General features: G+C 60.8%; 7 protein-coding genes. 6 read left to right on the forward strand and 1 reads right to left on the reverse strand.

Translation table 11 applies throughout. The features are described from left to right. The first annotated feature begins 79 nt into the window (after positions 1 to 79). The 6 genes from KGJ62_03775 (at position 80) to KGJ62_03800 (ending at position 17,649) form a co-directional block, all read left to right on the forward strand. Positions 80 to 5,971, forward strand: a complete 5,892-nt coding sequence (locus KGJ62_03775) for a carboxypeptidase regulatory-like domain-containing protein (protein ID MDE2125687.1) — start codon at positions 80 to 82, stop codon at positions 5,969 to 5,971. A gap of 77 nt (positions 5,972 to 6,048) precedes the next feature. Beyond that, the gene (locus KGJ62_03780; GenBank protein ID MDE2125688.1) at positions 6,049 to 8,373 is read left to right on the forward strand and encodes a hypothetical protein; all 2,325 of its coding nucleotides are present in this window, start codon (positions 6,049 to 6,051) and stop codon (positions 8,371 to 8,373) included. A gap of 125 nt (positions 8,374 to 8,498) precedes the next feature. Further along, entirely contained in the window at positions 8,499 to 11,636 is a 3,138-nt protein-coding gene (locus KGJ62_03785) for a S8 family serine peptidase (protein MDE2125689.1), read from the forward strand. Positions 11,637 to 11,829: 193 nt separating this feature from the next. Next, entirely contained in the window at positions 11,830 to 14,895 is a 3,066-nt protein-coding gene (locus tag KGJ62_03790; protein ID MDE2125690.1) for a hypothetical protein, read from the forward strand. 72 nt (positions 14,896 to 14,967) lie between these two features. Then, entirely contained in the window at positions 14,968 to 15,597 is a 630-nt protein-coding gene (locus KGJ62_03795) for a hypothetical protein (GenBank protein ID MDE2125691.1), read from the forward strand. An 84-nt stretch (positions 15,598 to 15,681) separates the two neighbouring features. Beyond that, on the forward strand, positions 15,682 to 17,649 hold the full coding sequence (locus KGJ62_03800) for a hypothetical protein (GenBank protein ID MDE2125692.1): 1,968 nt from the start codon (positions 15,682 to 15,684) through the stop codon (positions 17,647 to 17,649). On the opposite strand, the gene leuD is transcribed toward KGJ62_03800, so the two are convergent. Next, entirely contained in the window at positions 17,646 to 18,290 is a 645-nt protein-coding gene (gene leuD / locus KGJ62_03805) for a 3-isopropylmalate dehydratase small subunit (GenBank protein ID MDE2125693.1), read from the reverse strand. The two genes, KGJ62_03800 and leuD, sit on opposite strands and share 4 nt — an antisense overlap.

The following is an 18,290-nucleotide window of genomic DNA, read 5'->3' on the forward strand; positions in this document are numbered from 1 at the left end:
CACATCCCCCCGTGCCGGCGGCGCGCAGTTTCCCCCTGTTTGGTGCCAGTGGCCTAACACTCTGGAGGTAGGACGCGCCTTGAACAGAGCCAGATATCGTTCGATCAACCGGGTTATACTTGCTGCCGGAGCCATGTTGATGGCCGCAGCAAGCGCGTCGTTTGCTCAAAACCGATCCAAAAACCCGCGAGGATCGCTGTCGAACTTCTTTGGAGCTCAAAGCGGAGCCAGCCGCGCCGTGTCACCACACGTGCTGTATGGGCGGCTTCAGCAGGTGCCGGCATGGATGACGCAGCGGAAACTGCCGGCCAGTGTGCTTGCAAAACTGCGGTCCCGTGCGCCTGGCGACCAGGCGGTGATACGACAAACCATCCTGCTCACGTCCGCGCAGCCCGGCTCCGGAAACGACGTTATTTCACAAGCGCAGGAATCTCATCCATTCTGGACAGCGGATGAGAAGTTCATCTACTTCGATAGTGACCGGAACAGCGCGGCAGATGCAACTGAGAGCGCTTCGCATACCTACCACATCTACTCAATCTATCCAGACGGCTCCGGCGCCACGCAGATTACCGCCGGCGCCAATAACGATATCGAGCCCGCCATCTCGCAGGATGGTGGCACAATGGCCTACTGCACTGGCGGCAGCATGCAGTACCCAAACAGTCTCGACAATCTTCAGACGAGTGGCTTCCAGCTTGTTATAGTGCCTATAAGCCCCGGACTCGGGACAAGCGGCCAGCCGTCCAGCCCTACGCTGACCAACCCGCAAGGCTTCAATTTTGCCGACGTAAGGCATCCCACCTGGTCACCGTCCGGCGCGCAGCTGGCCTTTAGCGGACGCCTGGTTACCGATAGCACCTACCACATCTTCGTGGTTGACGTTCAGACCAGCAACATCACCCAGGTTACCAAGGGCACGTCGACCGACTCCGCGCCTGCGTGGTCGCCTGATGGCAATCTGATAGCGTTTACCACCAATGCCGCCGCCTGGCCCAATACAGCGGCGCCGATTTCCGCGACGAGCCTTGCCACAACCACGGATATCTGGGTACTTAATCCGAACCGCTTCCGCCCCGACGTACGGCGCGTAACCGGCATAACGATCGGCGGCGTACCAACCACCAACAAGAACGCTGCGTGGAGCACGCTCCGCCCAGACCCGCTCGGCGTGGTACCGGAGCAGCCCACCGGCACCGGCTCGTCAACCGCCGACGAACTGCTTGCGTTTGCCAGCAACCGCGCCGACACCGATCCCAACAACCCTGGTATCCCGAACGCTGTCAAGAACACCTTCGATATCTACTGGCTGCATGCCACCGTCCAGCCCGATATCGGCGTCCCGGGCGATTATACGGTCTCAACGCCCGAAGCGCCCGGTAATCCCGGGTTGAAGCTGCGGACCAGCACGCCGGACACGTCGATCGATCCAACCGAACCCAGTCACGCGTTCGATCCCAACTTCACTTCCAACGAGGATTATCCGGTTTGGCCACAGTACATCGACTCGTACCGGATCGCGTTTCAGAGTGATCGTGGTGGCAACCTGAACCTGTGGGCCTCCACGATTTTTGATATCAACGCGCCAACGCTGTTGAACTACGATGCCAACAACATTGTTCGTATCTCGGAGGATAACAACCCGCTCGTACCGATACGTGAGGCGCTGCCGGGAGACCGGCTGCGCATCGCAGCGCGTGTTGCGGATTATGAAACCGGCGTGGAATCGGTATGGGTGCAGATCAAGTGCCCGGATAGCGCAGAGCAGTCGGCAGACGGCCAGGAGCATAAGACCTATTTCGTTGGGCCAGGCCTGATAAACACCGCCGTTTTTGCCGTCAACCCACCGTATGAATGGGACTCGCAGGCAATACAGCCCAGTTCATCACTCGGCGTGCCAGTGTTCCGAACGCCCGGCTTTATGCCGAAAACCGCGCAGGACCTTTTCGGAACCATCCCAGCCTCCTGGCCTGGATGGAACTGGTATATCCCCGGCGTCGACGATGAGAACGCGTTTTCGGGCTCGCTCAATCCGCCCGACTCCGACGCAAACGACCCGGAAGGTGGCTTCTGGCTGCAACTCTGGGATGACGGGCCTGTATCCAAGGGCGGTCACGAGCCCGAGGGTGAGATCGCCGGCGACGGACTCTACACGGCAGACTGGACGGCTCCAGTTTCGTTCGCCAGCGACTGGATCGTGGACATCATTGCCCGCGATCGCGCGGTGGATCCATTCGACACCGGCCTCCGGACCAACTGGAAAATCTACGATAACGTATGGGGCTTCTCGACGCGCCCATTCACCACGCAGGGTCGCGTCCTTTACGTAAACGACTACGACGAGGGGCAGAAGTTCTTTCTCGGTCGTAACGGAAACGGTGGCACCAACTTCCCCGGCGCGTTTTCGATGTGGCCAACCGAGAGCTGGATGACCGAGCTCAGCACGCAGCTGCTGCCTACGCGCTACGTCACCACCACCTCAGGTGGTCCGCTGCTGAACGTGTTGAACCCGCTAGGCGTCGACTCGTACGGCTCCGGCTTCGCGTATGATCCACTGACGGACGACGGCACCGGCATTCCCGTCACCGGTCGGTACGACCAGTGGCGCGTTCTGTGTCGCGGGCCGATTCCCTACAGCATCCTGCAAACCTACGGCGGTCATCAGCAGACCGATCCCAACGATGTACTCAACGGCAATGCGGCGGTGCAGGTAGATGTGGCTGATCGGTGTGTCATCTGGCACTCGCCATATTCGGGCGACCTCTACGTTGGCCCCGGTACCATCCTGGACAACTCCACGCTCACCAACCTCCTTCAGTTTGTCAACAATGGAGGCCGGCTCTTCCTGGACGGCACCGACATCGGCTGGGCGATTACGAATAGCCAGAGTCAGAACGGTCTCGCATTGCTGGGCCTTGCCGGCACGTCCTACGTCCAGGACGATCCGTTCCAGGGCACGATCGGCGAATATCAGATCAACCTGACTGCCGGCCACTTCACGCATCCGGTCTCAACCGAGTACTGGGCCGCGCCGGCCTACCACAACTATCCCGGCCCACCGCCGTTTCCACCAGACCACCCGCCGTCGGAAGGGCCCATCTTTGTGGCGCCCTCCACAGTTCCGGCAAATCGGGATTGGGGCTGCCTGGGCTCGGCAGCGGCATTTATGGATGTGATGGCGGCGCCCGCAGCAACCACCGACGCAACCTATATCGGTACCTACAACGGGAATCCGGGAGTTGCAGTATCGTGGAACATACCATCCACGAATAGCCTTGGCGGGCGTGTCGTTTACAGCGGCTTCAACTGGGACGGTATCAACCCTGAGTTCTTTACCGTTACCGTGGGAACCGTAACCGAATACATTCTCAAGAACCGCCGCGCCGAGATGATCCACAACGTTCTGGACTTCCTCCGGACGGGCCGCATCTTCGGCACCGTGTTCGCCACACAGGGCAACGGCACCTCGGTACCGCTCTCCGGCGTGTTTGTAAGCGCCACCGGTATCAACATCGCCACCGGTAAAGCCATGACCATGGCGACCACCGTCAGTCAAACCGATGGCTCCTTCTCCCTCGATGGCCTGCCGGCCGAGGGCGCGGACATCTTCACACTGAACGTCGCCAAAACGGGATACCTCCAGAGCTCCCACGGCTCCGGCGCCGTTTTCCATGGCGGCTACCAGGGCCGCACCGACATCTTTATGACGGAAGCGCCTCCTGGCGGAATAAAGGGGCAGATTACCAACTACAGCAACGGCGTGCCGGTACCCGGCGCGGTCGTCATAGCAACCGACATCTCGTCACCCGGCGCCACTAACCCTGCCAGCTTCAGCGGCACCAGCGACTTCAATGGCATCTATACCATTGCATGTCCCACCAGCGTCTATTCCGTGGTGATCAGCAACCTTACTACGCTGGGTTACGGTAGTTCGATTCCCGTCGGCTACGGCACCACGGATCCAACCTACAAAGCCGTGGTTGTCAATGGGCCAAACCTTACCACGGGAGTCAACTTCAGCGTTAAGCCGATACCTGGCTCGATCTCCGGTAAGGTCACGGACCAAAACACCGGTAAACCAATCCAGGCCGCTATCGTAACGGCCAGCTTTACGTCTGGTGGCACAACAACGTCCACAACCGCCCTTACAGCCGCCGATGGCACGTACAGCATCGCCAACCTCAGCCCAGGATCCTACGGCGTCACGGCAAGCGGTCTCGGCTACCAGACCAGCGGATCGCTTACCGTAACTGTGGCGAGCAAGGCGAACACGCCGAACGTCAACTTCGCTCTCGCCGAGCTGCCTCCGGGAGCAATCTCCGGGTTGGTCTCCACATCCGAGGGCATACCGATCTCGGGCGTCAGTATCACGCTCACGGATCCAGCCGGTAATCCGGTGAAGAGCCGGCAGGGCAATGTGCTTTCGGCAGTTACGGGCGCACCGCAAACCGTGGGAACCTACACCTTTAACTACAAGGTGCAGAATGTGCCCGCGGGCGGTCAGGTAACCGTTACCGCTGCCAAGCCCGGCTACAACCCGCCGGCGGGCACCACGCCCTCGCAAACCGTAACCGTGGTGACCGGTCAGGAACTGCAGGGCATCAACTTCACGCTGGATCCGCTGCACGTATTCACAGCGGGTGAAGCGCTGGTGTCATCGCCGTACCTGTACAACGTGCCGATAACAACGCTCCTCGGCGTACCGTCATCCGACGTCGCCTCCGGAGCGTTCCTCTTCGCCACATGGCCATTGAATTCGTATCTCTACTATCCGGTAGCACCTGCCGACACATTCCATCTCGGTGTCGGCTACTGGCTGGCGGATACATCGGGACAGGCCTCGCTTGCGCTGACCACACCAGGCACGCCGGCGCCGCTGACCGGGCCATTCAACATCCAGCTGCATCCCGGATGGAACCTGATTGGCGATCCGTTCCCGTTCCCGATCGACTTCCTCGAGCTCAAGATCACACTGGCCAATGGCACGCAGGAAGATGTGATCAGTGCGATGAGCGGCAACACGCCCGCTCTCGGCTCCGCGCTGTGGACCTACGGTACCGGCGCCTACGAGGTTGCGTTCACGCTGGATCAATGGCGTGGCTACTGGCTGCAGGCATTCACGCCCTGTACCCTCGCAGTAGACCCGAACGCCATCCAGACCCGAGGGGCATCGATATCGCCGGCGAATGCAGAGTTAATCACCAGTGGCAATGCCAATGGTGATGGCTGGCGCCTGTCGCTCAATGCCGTGGCTGGAACGGTTCACTCTGCTCCGGGGATTGTCGGCCAATCGCGCGCCGCAATCGATACTTACGACCGATTCAAGCTGCAGACGCCGCCGGGTATCGGCAAATCTCAAGTCGCCCTCACGTTTAACCACGCCGACTGGGGACGGATGGCGGGTCCATACAGCGTGGATGTGCGGTCGCAGTCGGAGACGGCGCAAAAGTGGAACTTTACAGTAAGTTCCAGTGCGCTCAATACGCCTGTGGTACTCACGTGGCCCGCCCTGGCAGCGGTACCGGCTCGCTACCACATCGCGCTGACCGATCTCGACAGTAACACGTCGTTCGATCTCAGAACGCACGGCGTCTATACGATCCCGGCATCCGCCAAGCCGCTGCTTCGCCACTTCCAGCTGGTGGTGACCCCTGCGGTGCGACAGTTCCTGGCCATTCAGGGCCTGGATGCACGCCTCAACACGACACGTGGCGTGGGCACCTCCGTAGCAATCGATTACGCGCTTACGGCCGACGCCACGGTTCAAATCCGCGTTCTCGCCAATGGCCGGTCACTTCGCACGGTACAAACCGGGCAGACGCGGGCCGCTGGGCAGTTGAACGCGATATGGGATCTCAAGACCGATGCCGGAGTAGCCGTGCCGGCCGGCACCTACATGGTCGAGGTCCAGGCGACCGACACAGGTGGACACGTAGTACGGAACATCATTCCAGTGGTAGTCTCACGCTAATGGAACCAACAACAAACTTGCGCCCGGGGACCCGCCCCCTGCATCCGGCGCGGGACTTTCAGGGAGGAGTCGATAGAGTGAAAGCTTACTGCAGGCCTGCGGCAGCTCGCGCGGCCGTCAAGTTCGCCACTACGGCACTGGTTCTGCCTCTTCTGCTGCTCACCTTGCCTCTGCAGCGCGCGCACGCGCAGCAGGTGCTCCGGGTGGTGCTCGCAGAGTTTACAGACAAGGCGACCGGCACATCGGACGCGCTGGCGCGCACCGCCACGGATGCCGTTTACAATGAGCTGGTAAACACGGGGCAGGGCAAGTTTGACGTCTTGCCGTCTACTGAAGTCACTACGCAGGCCAAGAGCCTGGGTATCCGTGTGCCGAGCCTGCCAGGTGAAGCGCCGTCGTTCAGTGACTTTGATCTGACGCGGCTGGCGCGCGCACTCAACGCCGACGGCATAATCCAGGGAGTTGTGGAAGGCGCGCCGCCGATGAAGGGCCGGCCCGCGACGGTGGTCATGAGCCTTACGGTGAAGGACACGACAACCGGCAAGCTCATCAATGGTGGCATCGGTCAGGCGACAGCCGTGCCGGCGCCGGGCGAAGTAGGGGACCCACAGGACCTGGTCACGACGGCGGCGGAGCATGCCGCTATGGATGCCGTGCGGCAGATTGTCGAGCGCCAGTTGGTCACGGCCACGGTGCTGAACATCAACGGCAACACGGTCATCCTCAATCGCGGTCTTCGCGACGGTCTGCACGTGGGTGACGATGTGATGATCCTCCGCGACGGCGCAAACGGTGCGCAGACGCAGGAGGGCCTCGTTCGCATTGCTCGTGTCTACGCAACGGACAGCGAAGCCGACGTCATTCAGAACGTTGGCGGCATTCGTCCAGAGGACCTGGGCCGCGTTCTCTATCGCCCCAACTACGTAATAGCGGCGACACCCGGCCTGATCAAGGCCGAGCGCGTGACGCGGCCGAACTTCTCCGCGATCGGTTCGACGCTTGCTGCAATCGGACTCGGCGTTCTTCTCGCCGGAGCCAACAAAGGCGGCCAGCAGTCAGTGACGAACGTGACGGCGCAACCGTTTGCCTCAAGCGGTTCGTCTGCGGTCCAGATCAACTGGAGTGACAACATCTTTGGCCAGGCCGGTGTCCAGCAGTACCACATCTGGCGCTTGCCGGACTATCCATTCGATAACAACCTCGGTGTAACAACGGGTGGAACCGGTGGTACGGGCGGCACCGGCGGTACCGGTACCACCACATTTATCGGGCGTATTCCGATTGGAACCACATCCGGTAACACGCATGTCTTTGTCGACAGGCCCAGCCCATACGCGTTCTATCAGAACGGTGGCACAATCACCGTTGGAGTGGGCAACGGCAGCAACGGCACCGGCAGCGGAACGAGTGGCACAGGCAGCACCACGGCAACCTGCGGCCTGATCTCGGTCACCGGCAGCTTTCCAACTGGATTCACGCCAGGCAACACCTACCAGTATCAGGTCTCTGCCGTTATACTAAGGCAGGTGCCGGTCGTCTCGAGCAGTTCCAGTGGTGGTGGCACCGGCGGAACCGGTGGACTTGGCACCGGCGGCACGGGTGGCACCGGTGGTGTCGGGGGTACGGGAGGCACTGGCGGTACCGGCGGCACAGGCGGCACAGGCGGCACTGGTGGCACTGGTGGTACCGGCGGCACGGGTGGCAATGGCAACGGCGGCAATGGCAACGGCGGTTCCTACATCTGTATCGAAACCGACCCGGTCACGAGCCAAAACGCCACTCCGGTCAACCCGGTTCTGCTGCTTACGCCGACTGCATCGGCGCAATCGGTGAATATCACCCAGTTTGCGCCAACATGGACGAGCCGCAACGGCGCCGACGTCTTCCAGCTCGAGATCTCCACCGACCGGTCGTTCTCCAACCCGAAGACGATCTTCCTGGTGACACCGATCTTTTCCAGCGCCCCGAACGCCGATGGCGTCTCCGAGACTGTTAGTGCTCCAATCGACCTGCGCGGTGTACCACAGCTACTCGCGGATCAGTCGTTTGCGAACTTCGTCAATGGTGCCGCGGGCGCTGCAGCGCCACCGATCTATTGGCGTGTCGGGGCGCGGCACGATGCCGATGTGCCCGGCCCGCTAAGCTGGTTTGGTGGCTCGTCCGGTCCCATCGCCGATCAGTTCCGATGGGTCTACAGCTCCATCCAGTCGTTCACTCCTGCGCCGGCGCCGCCGCCCCCACCTGGCAAAGCCGCAGCTATTCTGAACAAGCTGAACAGTGGCCGTGCGGCAAACTGGGTGCTGCCCCTGCCGGGCGACACTTCGCTTGGCCACGCCGTGGCTGCAAAGCGCGTACCGACCATCCAGCAGATCCTCACGGGCGCTGGGAGGCCGCATCACTAGAAGCCGGAGCGCGGCGATGGCCGCGGAGCCGGATGGGCTAACCGGACTGTGCGCAGCCACCAATACTGTGGCTGCGCACACCGGCGAAAGAAGTCGGTTCTATGTTTAAAGGAGCAGTGTCAATTATGAAGCGCGCTCAGCAATCTGCTCGCTGGGCGTGGGCGCCACTCGCGGCAGCCGTTTTCGGACTGTCGATTATGGCCGCCTACAGCCAAACGCAACCCAACACAGTCCCGGGCGAAATCATCCTATACATGCAGCCGGGTACGCCGCAGGACACCGTGAACACGGTGGCGGCGAGCGTGTCGCCGCTCTCGGTTACACCACTCCTGATGAAGGACTGCTACGTCATCTGGCTCCCAACAAACCGTCAGACACCCGCGGAGACGTCGTCGGCTGTGGCCACTCTCAAACAGTTCCCCAGCGTTCGCTACGCCGACATTTCGCATCTCTATACACTTTACGGTCAAAGCTCGGGTGATATTCCGAACGACCCCGATTACGCGCCCGATCAGTGGGATATGCCTCTGATCAACATGCCGCAAGCATGGGCGCTTGAAAAGGGAGCTCCGAATGTGAACGTTGGCTGGATCGACTCCGGCTACGACTTGACACATGTGGACACAAAGGGACAGTTCCTCCCCGACAGCTACGACACCGCGGATAACAGCACCAACATCAATGCGGATGCCGGCGCCGATCACGGCGTCTCCACGAGCGGTATTGCGATCGCGCTGACCAACAACGGTATCGGCGCCGCCGGCATCGACTGGGAGAACATCAAGTGCCTCGGCATCAAGGCGCACAAAATTGGCGCACCGGCTGAATCGGTAGATACGCCCGGCATCCTGTCCGGTTATGCTTACATCCTGTCGCGCGTACAGCAGGACCACATCGTCGCTGTCAATATGAGTTATGGCTACTCTGGCGGCGACCCGAGCAATACGAACGACCCGCAGTATCAGGGGATTCTCGCGCTGGTAAACGCAGGCGTTGCAATGATCGCGGCCGCAGGAAACGACGGTATTGAAGATAGCGGAACGAACCTTCCTGCCGCTTATCCGTTTGTCGTAAGCGTTTCCGCTATAGGACCAACAAAGGCGCTCGCCTACTACTCATCGTACGGCAAGGTGGAACTTGCAGCCCCCGGCGGGTCTCAGATTACAGGTCCTAATGATCCCAATGGCTGCTTCGTTCTCAAACAGGGCAGCCTGTATGCGTTTGAGCAAGGCACCTCCTTCGCCGCGCCGCACGTAACTGCTGTGACCGCTCTGCTGATGTCAATTCCCGGTGTCACGGCGGCCAAGGCGATCAAGGTGATGGAGGAGACGGCGAATTCAACCGGACTGGGCACGCTGCCCGATGCGCACTTTGGCTATGGCATCCTGGACGCTTATGCGGCGCTAAACAAAGTTGCCGTTCAGGCATCCATCGTCAACCCGCAGGGCGTTGATCCCGCGACCGGTCTCCCCACCGATCTGAGCAACACGGCACCGCCTGTTGCTACGTTCAAGCCGAGACTCACCTTCTCGCTCGTGAATGTAGCACCGGCCAACGTCACCATCACCATCGATGGTACTCCGGCGCCTGCCTCCGATATCCAGAATGCGACGTTCGTCGGCGACTCCACCTCGGCAAACCCAAACTACACGATGCAGATCCGGCATCAGTTTCCTCTGTCGGCGCCATTTCAGCACACGATTACGGTGACCGGCGTTGGCGTGGGTGGCGGAGCAACCGTGACAGCATCTCGCATCATCACGCTGACCCCGCACGTGTTCCTGCCCGGAACTTCACTCGTCTCCATACCCTACTTCGAGTCGGCAGCCGATTCGCCGACCGGGGCGTTCCGGCAGCCGAAACAGCTGCTCGGCTCAAGTTCCGGACTTGCCCGGTGGGTAACACTACCCACCAGTACAGGCAATGCCGGCCAGTACGCCACGTATGGACCCGGCGCCTCTGGTGAGAACCCGGCATATTCATCCTTCACTCCGCCAGACGTCACAACCACGATCGACCAGGCGGAAGCGCTCGGCCTTCCCACGGACGTTCGCCCGTTGGGATTGGGCTACTTCCTTCAGTCTCCGGCAAGCATCGAGGTCGATACAAACGGCAAAACGTACGATAACCGACCGATCGTCATACCGCTCCATGAGGGCTGGAACCTGATCGGCGATCCGTTCAACTACGTGGTGCCGTTCAACGCACTGCAGGTGCAGATGGCCGACGGCAGCCGGGTGTCCATTGGCTCGGCGGCCGATCAGGGCAGTATCCTGCCCGACATCTATACACTGTCCAATGGCAGCTATACGTTTGCCACGCTGCCCGGCGGTTCACTGCTCCCATGGCAAGGACACTGGGTCTACGTCTATCCGAAGAACCCGGCCTCGCCAAGCCTTGCGCCGACGATCAGCCTCGTGGTACCGCCCACGGCGCAGGCCGGCAGCGGCACCGGCAACGCGGTGGTACTGCATCCGCAGACTGCGGGACAAACGCTCGGAGCGCCTGTGTCAACAGGCTGGAAGCTCCAACTTGACGCCACCTCCGGTACGCTCCACGATGCAAACAACTTCATCGGGATGTCTGGACAGGCGACCGTCGGACGTGACATCACCAAGGTGCCCAAGCCGCCGATGCTGTCACCAAACGTAACACTGGGAGTATTGCGGCCGAACGACGGCTCGGCGCTCTATGCGCAGGATCTCGAGCCATTCGGCGCCGCTCACACCTGGAACGTCATCGTCAGCTCTACGCAAAAGAACGCAACGGTAACGGTAACCTGGCCCAACATCCAGTCGGTGCCCCGGTCGTACTCGCTCCTTCTCACCGATAAAACCAGCGGTGATCAGGTGCAGATGCGCCATGCGGGTTCCTATCAGTTCAACACCGGCCCGCAGGCGGCCAGCCGAACGTTTACCATCACTGCCGCGCCGGTAGCTCCCGGCGCTCCAATGGCGATAACGTCGGTGTTCGTCGATCCCGCCCGCATGGTCAATGGCCGCTCGGTCGGTCTCTATGACATCAGGTATAATCTCACCCGGGCGGCCCAGGTGAGCGTGACCGTAATGGCGAACGGCCGCACCGTTGCCCAGGTGGCTCCGGGGCGGGCCGTTCTTGCAGGCAGTAACGACACAACGTGGAACGGCCGGGATAGTGCAGGTCGCACCCTGCCTGCCGGTCTCTACATGGTCCAGATCAGCGCCGTCACCAGTGACGGTCAGGTCGCCCGCACCGTTGCGCCCATGGTAATCACCGGTCGGTGAGCGTAGCCGAACTACCGGCAGCCTGCAGATGGAGCGGTTTGCGCCATCTGCAGGCTGTTGAATACGTCGACAAGGCAATAAGCGCGATATTAGTAGAGAATCCGCAACCCAGCGGCCAAACGAAACTGCGATGTGCGGCGAATCCCCCGGCCGCGCAGTGCATTGGATGCAATTCGAGAGGGAGGCGTTCCTGATGGAGCGATTTCAACGGATATTCGGAAACCGCATGACTCTTGCAGCAGCCGTGTTGGCTGTTGCAGCGCTGATCGGAATTTGCCCGGTCGCCGGAGCTCAAAGCGGCGGGGGCGGAGGCGGCGGCGGCGGAACTGTAACGGTGCCCTCAGCAGTGCTGACGAACGGCAACGTCACGCTGACGCTGAATGGTGATGGCTCATTCGGCCTGACGACCACCGCATCGAATAGCAGCGACCCGAGCAATACGCTGATGGTTGCTGAAGGCGCCACACTTACCGGCAGTCTGTTCCATATCGGCGGCTCGTTTCTCTATCTGCGCATAGATGGCGGCCTGGACAACTTTTTTGCCACCAACAACTCCGGCTGGGACGATGTGTTTGGTAGCGGCTCCGCCTTTGCCGGCACTACCGGCAGTGGTGGTGGCGGCGGAACCGGAGCCGGCGGAACCGGTGGAACCGGCGGCACAGGCACCACAACCCTGGCGGGTGCCTGGATCGAACCGCCGAGCGTTATCGGTAACCATATCGAAGCCGTTTACGGCACCAATCCCCAGCTTTTCACGACTACCAAGAACGGTACCACCACGTATACCGTGGGCTACCTGCTGCAAGTAAGTTTTATCGGCAATATCATCCACGACACCGCGCGCTTTCAATTCACCGTCAAGAATCTTGATCCCGGCAATGCGCATCAGGTAGCCATGGATTTTGTTCAGGACGTGCATGTTCTGCCGTCCCCGACCACTGTCACGAACGCCAGCGCGCCGGACGGCCCACTGATCGTACCGGGGCAGCCATACCTGCATCACGAAACGGAGTTCTACGCGTCGCAGATTCCTCAGTACTGGCAGGCGTTTCACCTGATAACACCGGCAACCTCGACCACGCCCGAGACGCTGCACTCCCTGATGGGGACCCTTCGTCCGACGAACTCGTTCGAAACGGATCCGACCCCTCCAACCCGGTTCGCCTATGGCCGGAGTGACCGCCTGAACGGCGAGGACCTCGCCTGCCTCAGTTCGTTCACCGGCCTGGCTGGACCATTCGACTGCATCTGGAACTTCACGCCGGATCCCAGCATTGTGTTGGATCAGACCTCGGCGAGCCCGCTTGGTCCAACCGACGCATCCGTGGCGCTCTACTGGGACCCCAGCGCAATAGCTCCGGGGGGCACCCAAACGTACGTAACCTATATGGGTCAGGCCGATGCCACGAGTGATTTCGGACAGCCGATGTCGCTCAGCGTAAGTGGCCCGATCGCTCTTAGCCTCGTTAACAACGTCAGCAATCCGTCGCTGGGCCCGCAAGTGACGCCCAATCCGTTTCTGGTCACGGCATACGTGCAGAACCTTACCGACCTTCTTAACAGCACCGGTGTGGACGAAGGTCCTGTGAATGTGTTCATCAATCCCGGTCCCGGCCTGCAGTTGGCCAACGGTGATCAGGCGAGCCAGACCATATCCTCTCTCGGACCCGGTACGGAGGGCGTTGTGAGTTGGCATCTCCAGCCAACAGGCGCGCAAGGCGGCAGCCTCACCTATTCGGTTACCGCGACGCCAAGCCTCGGCAACGGAAAGATCGTGCAGCGATCCGTACTGGTGCCTTCACCGCAGCAGTTCACTCTGGTAGGCAACAGCCTTGCCAAGGGCCTGTTCCAGATGGTCTCGATTCCTGAGGCCACGGGAACCACGCTGCCATCAACCATCCTGTTTCCAGGGATAGCCGCCAATCCGCCGCTGTTCGACCTGGTTCGCTTCGATACACCTTCCGGCAACTACCTGCCGGTCAACAGTTTCGTGCCCGGTCAGGCGTACTGGATTCGCAGTCGACTGCCGCAGAACCATACGGTAACCATCAACGTGGCGCAGTATCCGCCACTACCTGGTCAAACGCAGCCGAATAACCAGACGTACAAGATGCAGTATGGTCAGGGCTGGAATCAGATCGGGAACCCCTATGTGTACCCGATACGTTTTTCCGAGATCCAGGTCTTCGATCCGTCCACGGTGACGCTGGTAAACATGGCGGAGGCTGCAGACAGCATCCATCAGTGGGTCGTGCCGGTTGTCTACCCGTACAATACATCGGATCCCAATCCGGCCAACTGGCACTATGACCTGGTCGATAACTTTGGCTTCGACATGCAGCCGTTCACGGGCTACTGGCTTTACGTCAACAAGCCCGGCCTCGACTTCATCTACAACGGTGTGGATACACCTGGAGCCGGCATTATCACGCAGGCCGCCCTGCTGGGCTCCAGCCTCGGCGCCACTCTCGGACGCGACAAGATGACCAACTGGAGGCAGCAACTGTCTGCCCGTGGCGCCGACTCCAGTGACACCGTGAACTATATCGGCGTGGCGCCAAACGCCACGGACCGAGCCGACATCTACAAGTATCCGAAGCCGCCCGTCCTGGCGCAGCACGTTGCTCTGGATATCGTGCACAACAGTTGGGGCGCAGCGGGACAGAGATTTGCGCAGGACTTGCGATCACCAATGCTCACCAAGAAGGTATGGAACCTCATGGTGCACAGCAGCGGTCCTACGCAGCCCGTCACAATCTCATGGCCCGGTATCGCGTCATCCGTTCCGCGCGGATGGTCGCTCGAGCTAGTGGATACAACCACCGGCGCTCAGCGCAACATGCGCAGCAGCTCCAGCTATACCGTAACGACCAACCAGAACGGAATGCAGCCGCTCGAGATTGTCGCCACACCTACAACGGCGAATGGCGCCGTTTCGATTACGTCGTTCGACGTTACCAGCGGGCCACGCTCCGGCCGCGCGGCCCTGGCCGGCTCGGTGCAGATCCACTACGCGATGACGCGGGCGACACAGGCGCAGATCACCATCAAGTCCAGCGCTGGCCGCACCATTCGCACCCTGGAAGCTACCACACGGGCGGTTGCTGCCGGTGGGGTTGCCACTGGCGATGCCGTCTGGGATCTGCGGGATAATCGTGGCGTATCGGTGCCACCGGGCCTCTATAACGTAGAGCTGCAGGCGCTGGCCTCCGATGGGTCGCTCACTCGCCAGATTCGGCCATATCTGGTAGTTCGTTAACCCTCCGCACAACGTCCCTATATGCAGGAGCGCCTCCGACGGCGCTCCTGCATATCCGGTATGGGGGATAACATGACGCTCAAAATCGGCCGCGGGCTCTCCATTTGCGCGGCGGCAATTGGACTACTGTTGCTCGTGACACCCGGCGCGCAGGCACAAAAGTCAGGACGAGTTGGATCGCATGCGGCGAAGCTCAGGGTGATGGTGATGCCGCTCGACACGGATAACGCCGACGCAGCCGAGTTGTCGGATACTATCTCGTCCGTGGAAGTGAGCCGGCTTCGGCTCACGCACAGGTTCCAACCGTCGATCTTCACCGCTGGTCTGCCGTCGATCCGTCGCGCCATACTGGAAGGGACGCTCACGGCGGCGGATACTTCTGCGCCGTGGAACGATGACGTCAAGCTGAAGAAACTTGCCGCCTATCTGACCGCCGACGGTGCGCTGGTAGTTGCGTTAAGCGACTACAGCTACGACCCCGACAAGCACCAGGTGAGCCTGATCATGTCGGCGCGTTTAGTCACCTATCAGGGTAAGAAGCCCGTGGCGAAAACGGGTGCGGAAAGCATGTCAACAGCCGCTGGCGCCGTACACTCGCCAGACGATGTGCTGGCGGTGGTAGCCACTGCCCGGGCACTTACCGACAAGCTGATGACCGACGTGTTGAAGCCAACCAAGCCGAAGGCTGCCCCGGTCAAGTAGTCGCAGCCGGCGTCGCGTGCGCACGCCAATATCGAACTCGTGACGGACGCGACCCTCCAGCGGGTCGGTCCGCGCATCAACCCTATGAAAATCGTAACGGCGGCTGCACTGTTTGTGTTGATCGGGCTATTCGCCGCACACAGCGCCGTGGCAGCGCCGGGAGCTCCTAACGGCATCACGCTGCGCGCGACGCGAACCGCGCTGCTGGCCGACGGTAAGTCGTTCACCGACATCATTGCGCAGGTTTACGATAGCTCCGGTTCACCGGCGAACTACGTCAACGTACAGTTTCAGACCACCAGCGGCACCCTCTCGGAGCCGGTGGTGCAGACTTTCGCCGGTGTTGCGCGAGTTCGCCTTACCAGCTCCCCGGTCGCGGGCGTAGCGCACGTGACCGCATTTACGGCGGGCGCGGCAAGCGCGACACTCGACGTGGTTTTCACAAACGATCCTGAAGCCACATTCGCTGGCAATACCTATATATCGGTCTCTGCCAAAGGCTACCTGGCATATAGCGCCACGGATCGCGCCATTGAAGCCCTGGGAGCGCCGGCTAAAGCCAGGTTAACCTATCGGAATCTGGATCTCACCGCAGATCGTATTCAGTTGCGATGTGATGACCTGATCGTTCGCGCACAGGATAACGTCACGCTGAAGCGCGCGGGCAAGGCGGTCAAACTTACGCGCCTGTACTACAGCATCCCTCAAGGGCTCGGGTATGGTATCGCTGTGCTCGGCGGGCGGCTCCAGCCAGTGCAAATCGCGGGCCAGCCGCCGGTGCTTTCTCCCAGCCCTACGCCGATTCCCAGCACATATCTGAACCTGCCGCAGTTGCAGGTGAAGCTGGTTGTGGTGGCGCGCGGCATCACATTCTTCCCGGGCGACCGGCTGCAGTTTCAACGGCCGCAGTTCTACCAGGACCAGGTCCGGATACTCAGCCTGCCGTACTACGAGTTGGCGCTCAACTCGCGCCAGCTGTTCTCCGATCAGTTCGTGAGTGTTGGCACCAATGGCTTCGGCCTCGAATTACCGCTCTACTACAACCTCACGCCAACCTCCAACGGCATCCTGTATATCCGACACCAGCAGCAATTGGGTCGTAGCTACTACGCCACTCAGCCGGGCTGGGCCCTTGACCTCATTCAGGGATACTCATCGCGTGGCGGTCAACAGTATCAGGGCTCGGTGGGCTTTACAGGTTTGACCCGTGGCGACTGGGGATTTCAGTGGAACCACAATCAAGAGTTCAACGCCGCCACGCAGGGGTCGCTCGATCTGGAATTCCCCAACCATAACAGCATGTTCTTTTCGAGCAGCCTTACGCAGGATTTTCACCAGCTGCGCTGGGGGCTCAATTTCGGTTCCGGCACCACGTTTATCGCGCCGACGGAGGCAACATACCGGACCGATATGTTCGCGGAAACACAGCCGAAGCCTCTGGCAGGCTCACGATCGCTGCTCTACACGCTGGGCACCACGTTTTCCGATGGCCACGTGCTGGCCGGAACCGGCGTGCAGTCGTTTGGTGAGACGTCGGAAGGCGTGAACCTGCGCGTCTTTTCACATCCGCTTTTGCTCGGCTCGCGTACCTCCCTCAACGACTCGTTCTCAGTGGGTCAGTCATTCGGCAGCGGCGGCACGTCCGGCTTTACCGGCCTTGCCACGCTGGGCCTCGATCAAACGTTCAAGGGCGGCGGCACCATGACGCTCACCTACGACTTTGTGACGCAGCCATCCGGATTGTTCAATACCGATGGGCATCACCGGGTTGGGGCAACCTACAACTTTGCCACAGGCAAGCGGGTACAGGCGCTGCTGGTTGCCAGCACCTATCTGGATGCCGCCGATTCCAGCGTGCTCGGCGACTTCATCTACCGGATCGATCCAAATTACCGGCTGCTCTTCTCCGCTACGATGCAGCGTTTTGAGGGTGAGACGTACAACGATGTTGAGTTCACATTCGGGCGCCGGATTGGCGCGCGGGAGCTTGAACTCACCTACTCAACGTTCCTGAAGCGGGTTTCCGTAAACTTTACAGCCACCAGCTTCTAGTGCCTGCGAGGTTGGCTGCGGGCAGAGCCTCCATCCGCTGCGTGCGGGAGCCACGCTGGCCGGCGGGCCTCATACTGCGCAATCTCATCGGTGTGCTCCAGCGTGAGCGCGATCTCGTCCAGGGCGTTCATCAGGCAGTGGCGTCGAAATGGGTCCACGGTGAATGTGGTGTGGAGCCCATCGGCATCCACAATACACTCGTGTTCAAGATCTACCGTTGCCACGTATCCACCGGCAGCGCCGGTCTTCTTTGCGAGCTCCTCAACACGCTCCTCGGGCAGGATTACCGGCAGTAAGCCGGTCTTGAAGCAGTTGTTGTAGAAGATGTCGGCGAACGAGGGGGCGATGATTGCGCGGATTCCATAGTCGCGGAGCGCCCATGGAGCATGTTCACGCGAAGAGCCGCAGCCGAAGTTGCGTCCCGTTACCAGGATGGAAGCGCCCGCGAATTTCGGCTGGTTCAACTCGAAGTCCGGATTCGGTGTACCGTCGTCCTTGTAACGCCAGTCGAAGAAGAGCACATCGCCAAAGCCTGTGCGTTCGATGCGCTTCAGGAACTGCTTCGGAATGATCTGGTCCGTGTCGATGTTCGATCGACACAGCGCGGCAACGGTTCCCTCCAACCTGCGAAACGTCTCCAA

The organism is Armatimonadota bacterium (assembly GCA_028871815.1).
Classification (GTDB): Bacteria; Armatimonadota; Chthonomonadetes; order Chthonomonadales; family Chthonomonadaceae; genus REEB205.

Bases quoted from the DNA above. Each gene is read 5' to 3' on its own strand.
- KGJ62_03785 (MDE2125689.1), top strand. From the start codon at position 8,499: ATGAAGCGCGCTCAGCAATCTGCTCGCTGGGCGTGGGCGCCACTCGCG.
- KGJ62_03790 (MDE2125690.1), top strand. From the start codon at position 11,830: ATGGAGCGATTTCAACGGATATTCGGAAACCGCATGACTCTTGCAGCA.
- KGJ62_03795 (MDE2125691.1), top strand. From the start codon at position 14,968: ATGACGCTCAAAATCGGCCGCGGGCTCTCCATTTGCGCGGCGGCAATT.
- KGJ62_03800 (MDE2125692.1), top strand. From the start codon at position 15,682: ATGAAAATCGTAACGGCGGCTGCACTGTTTGTGTTGATCGGGCTATTC.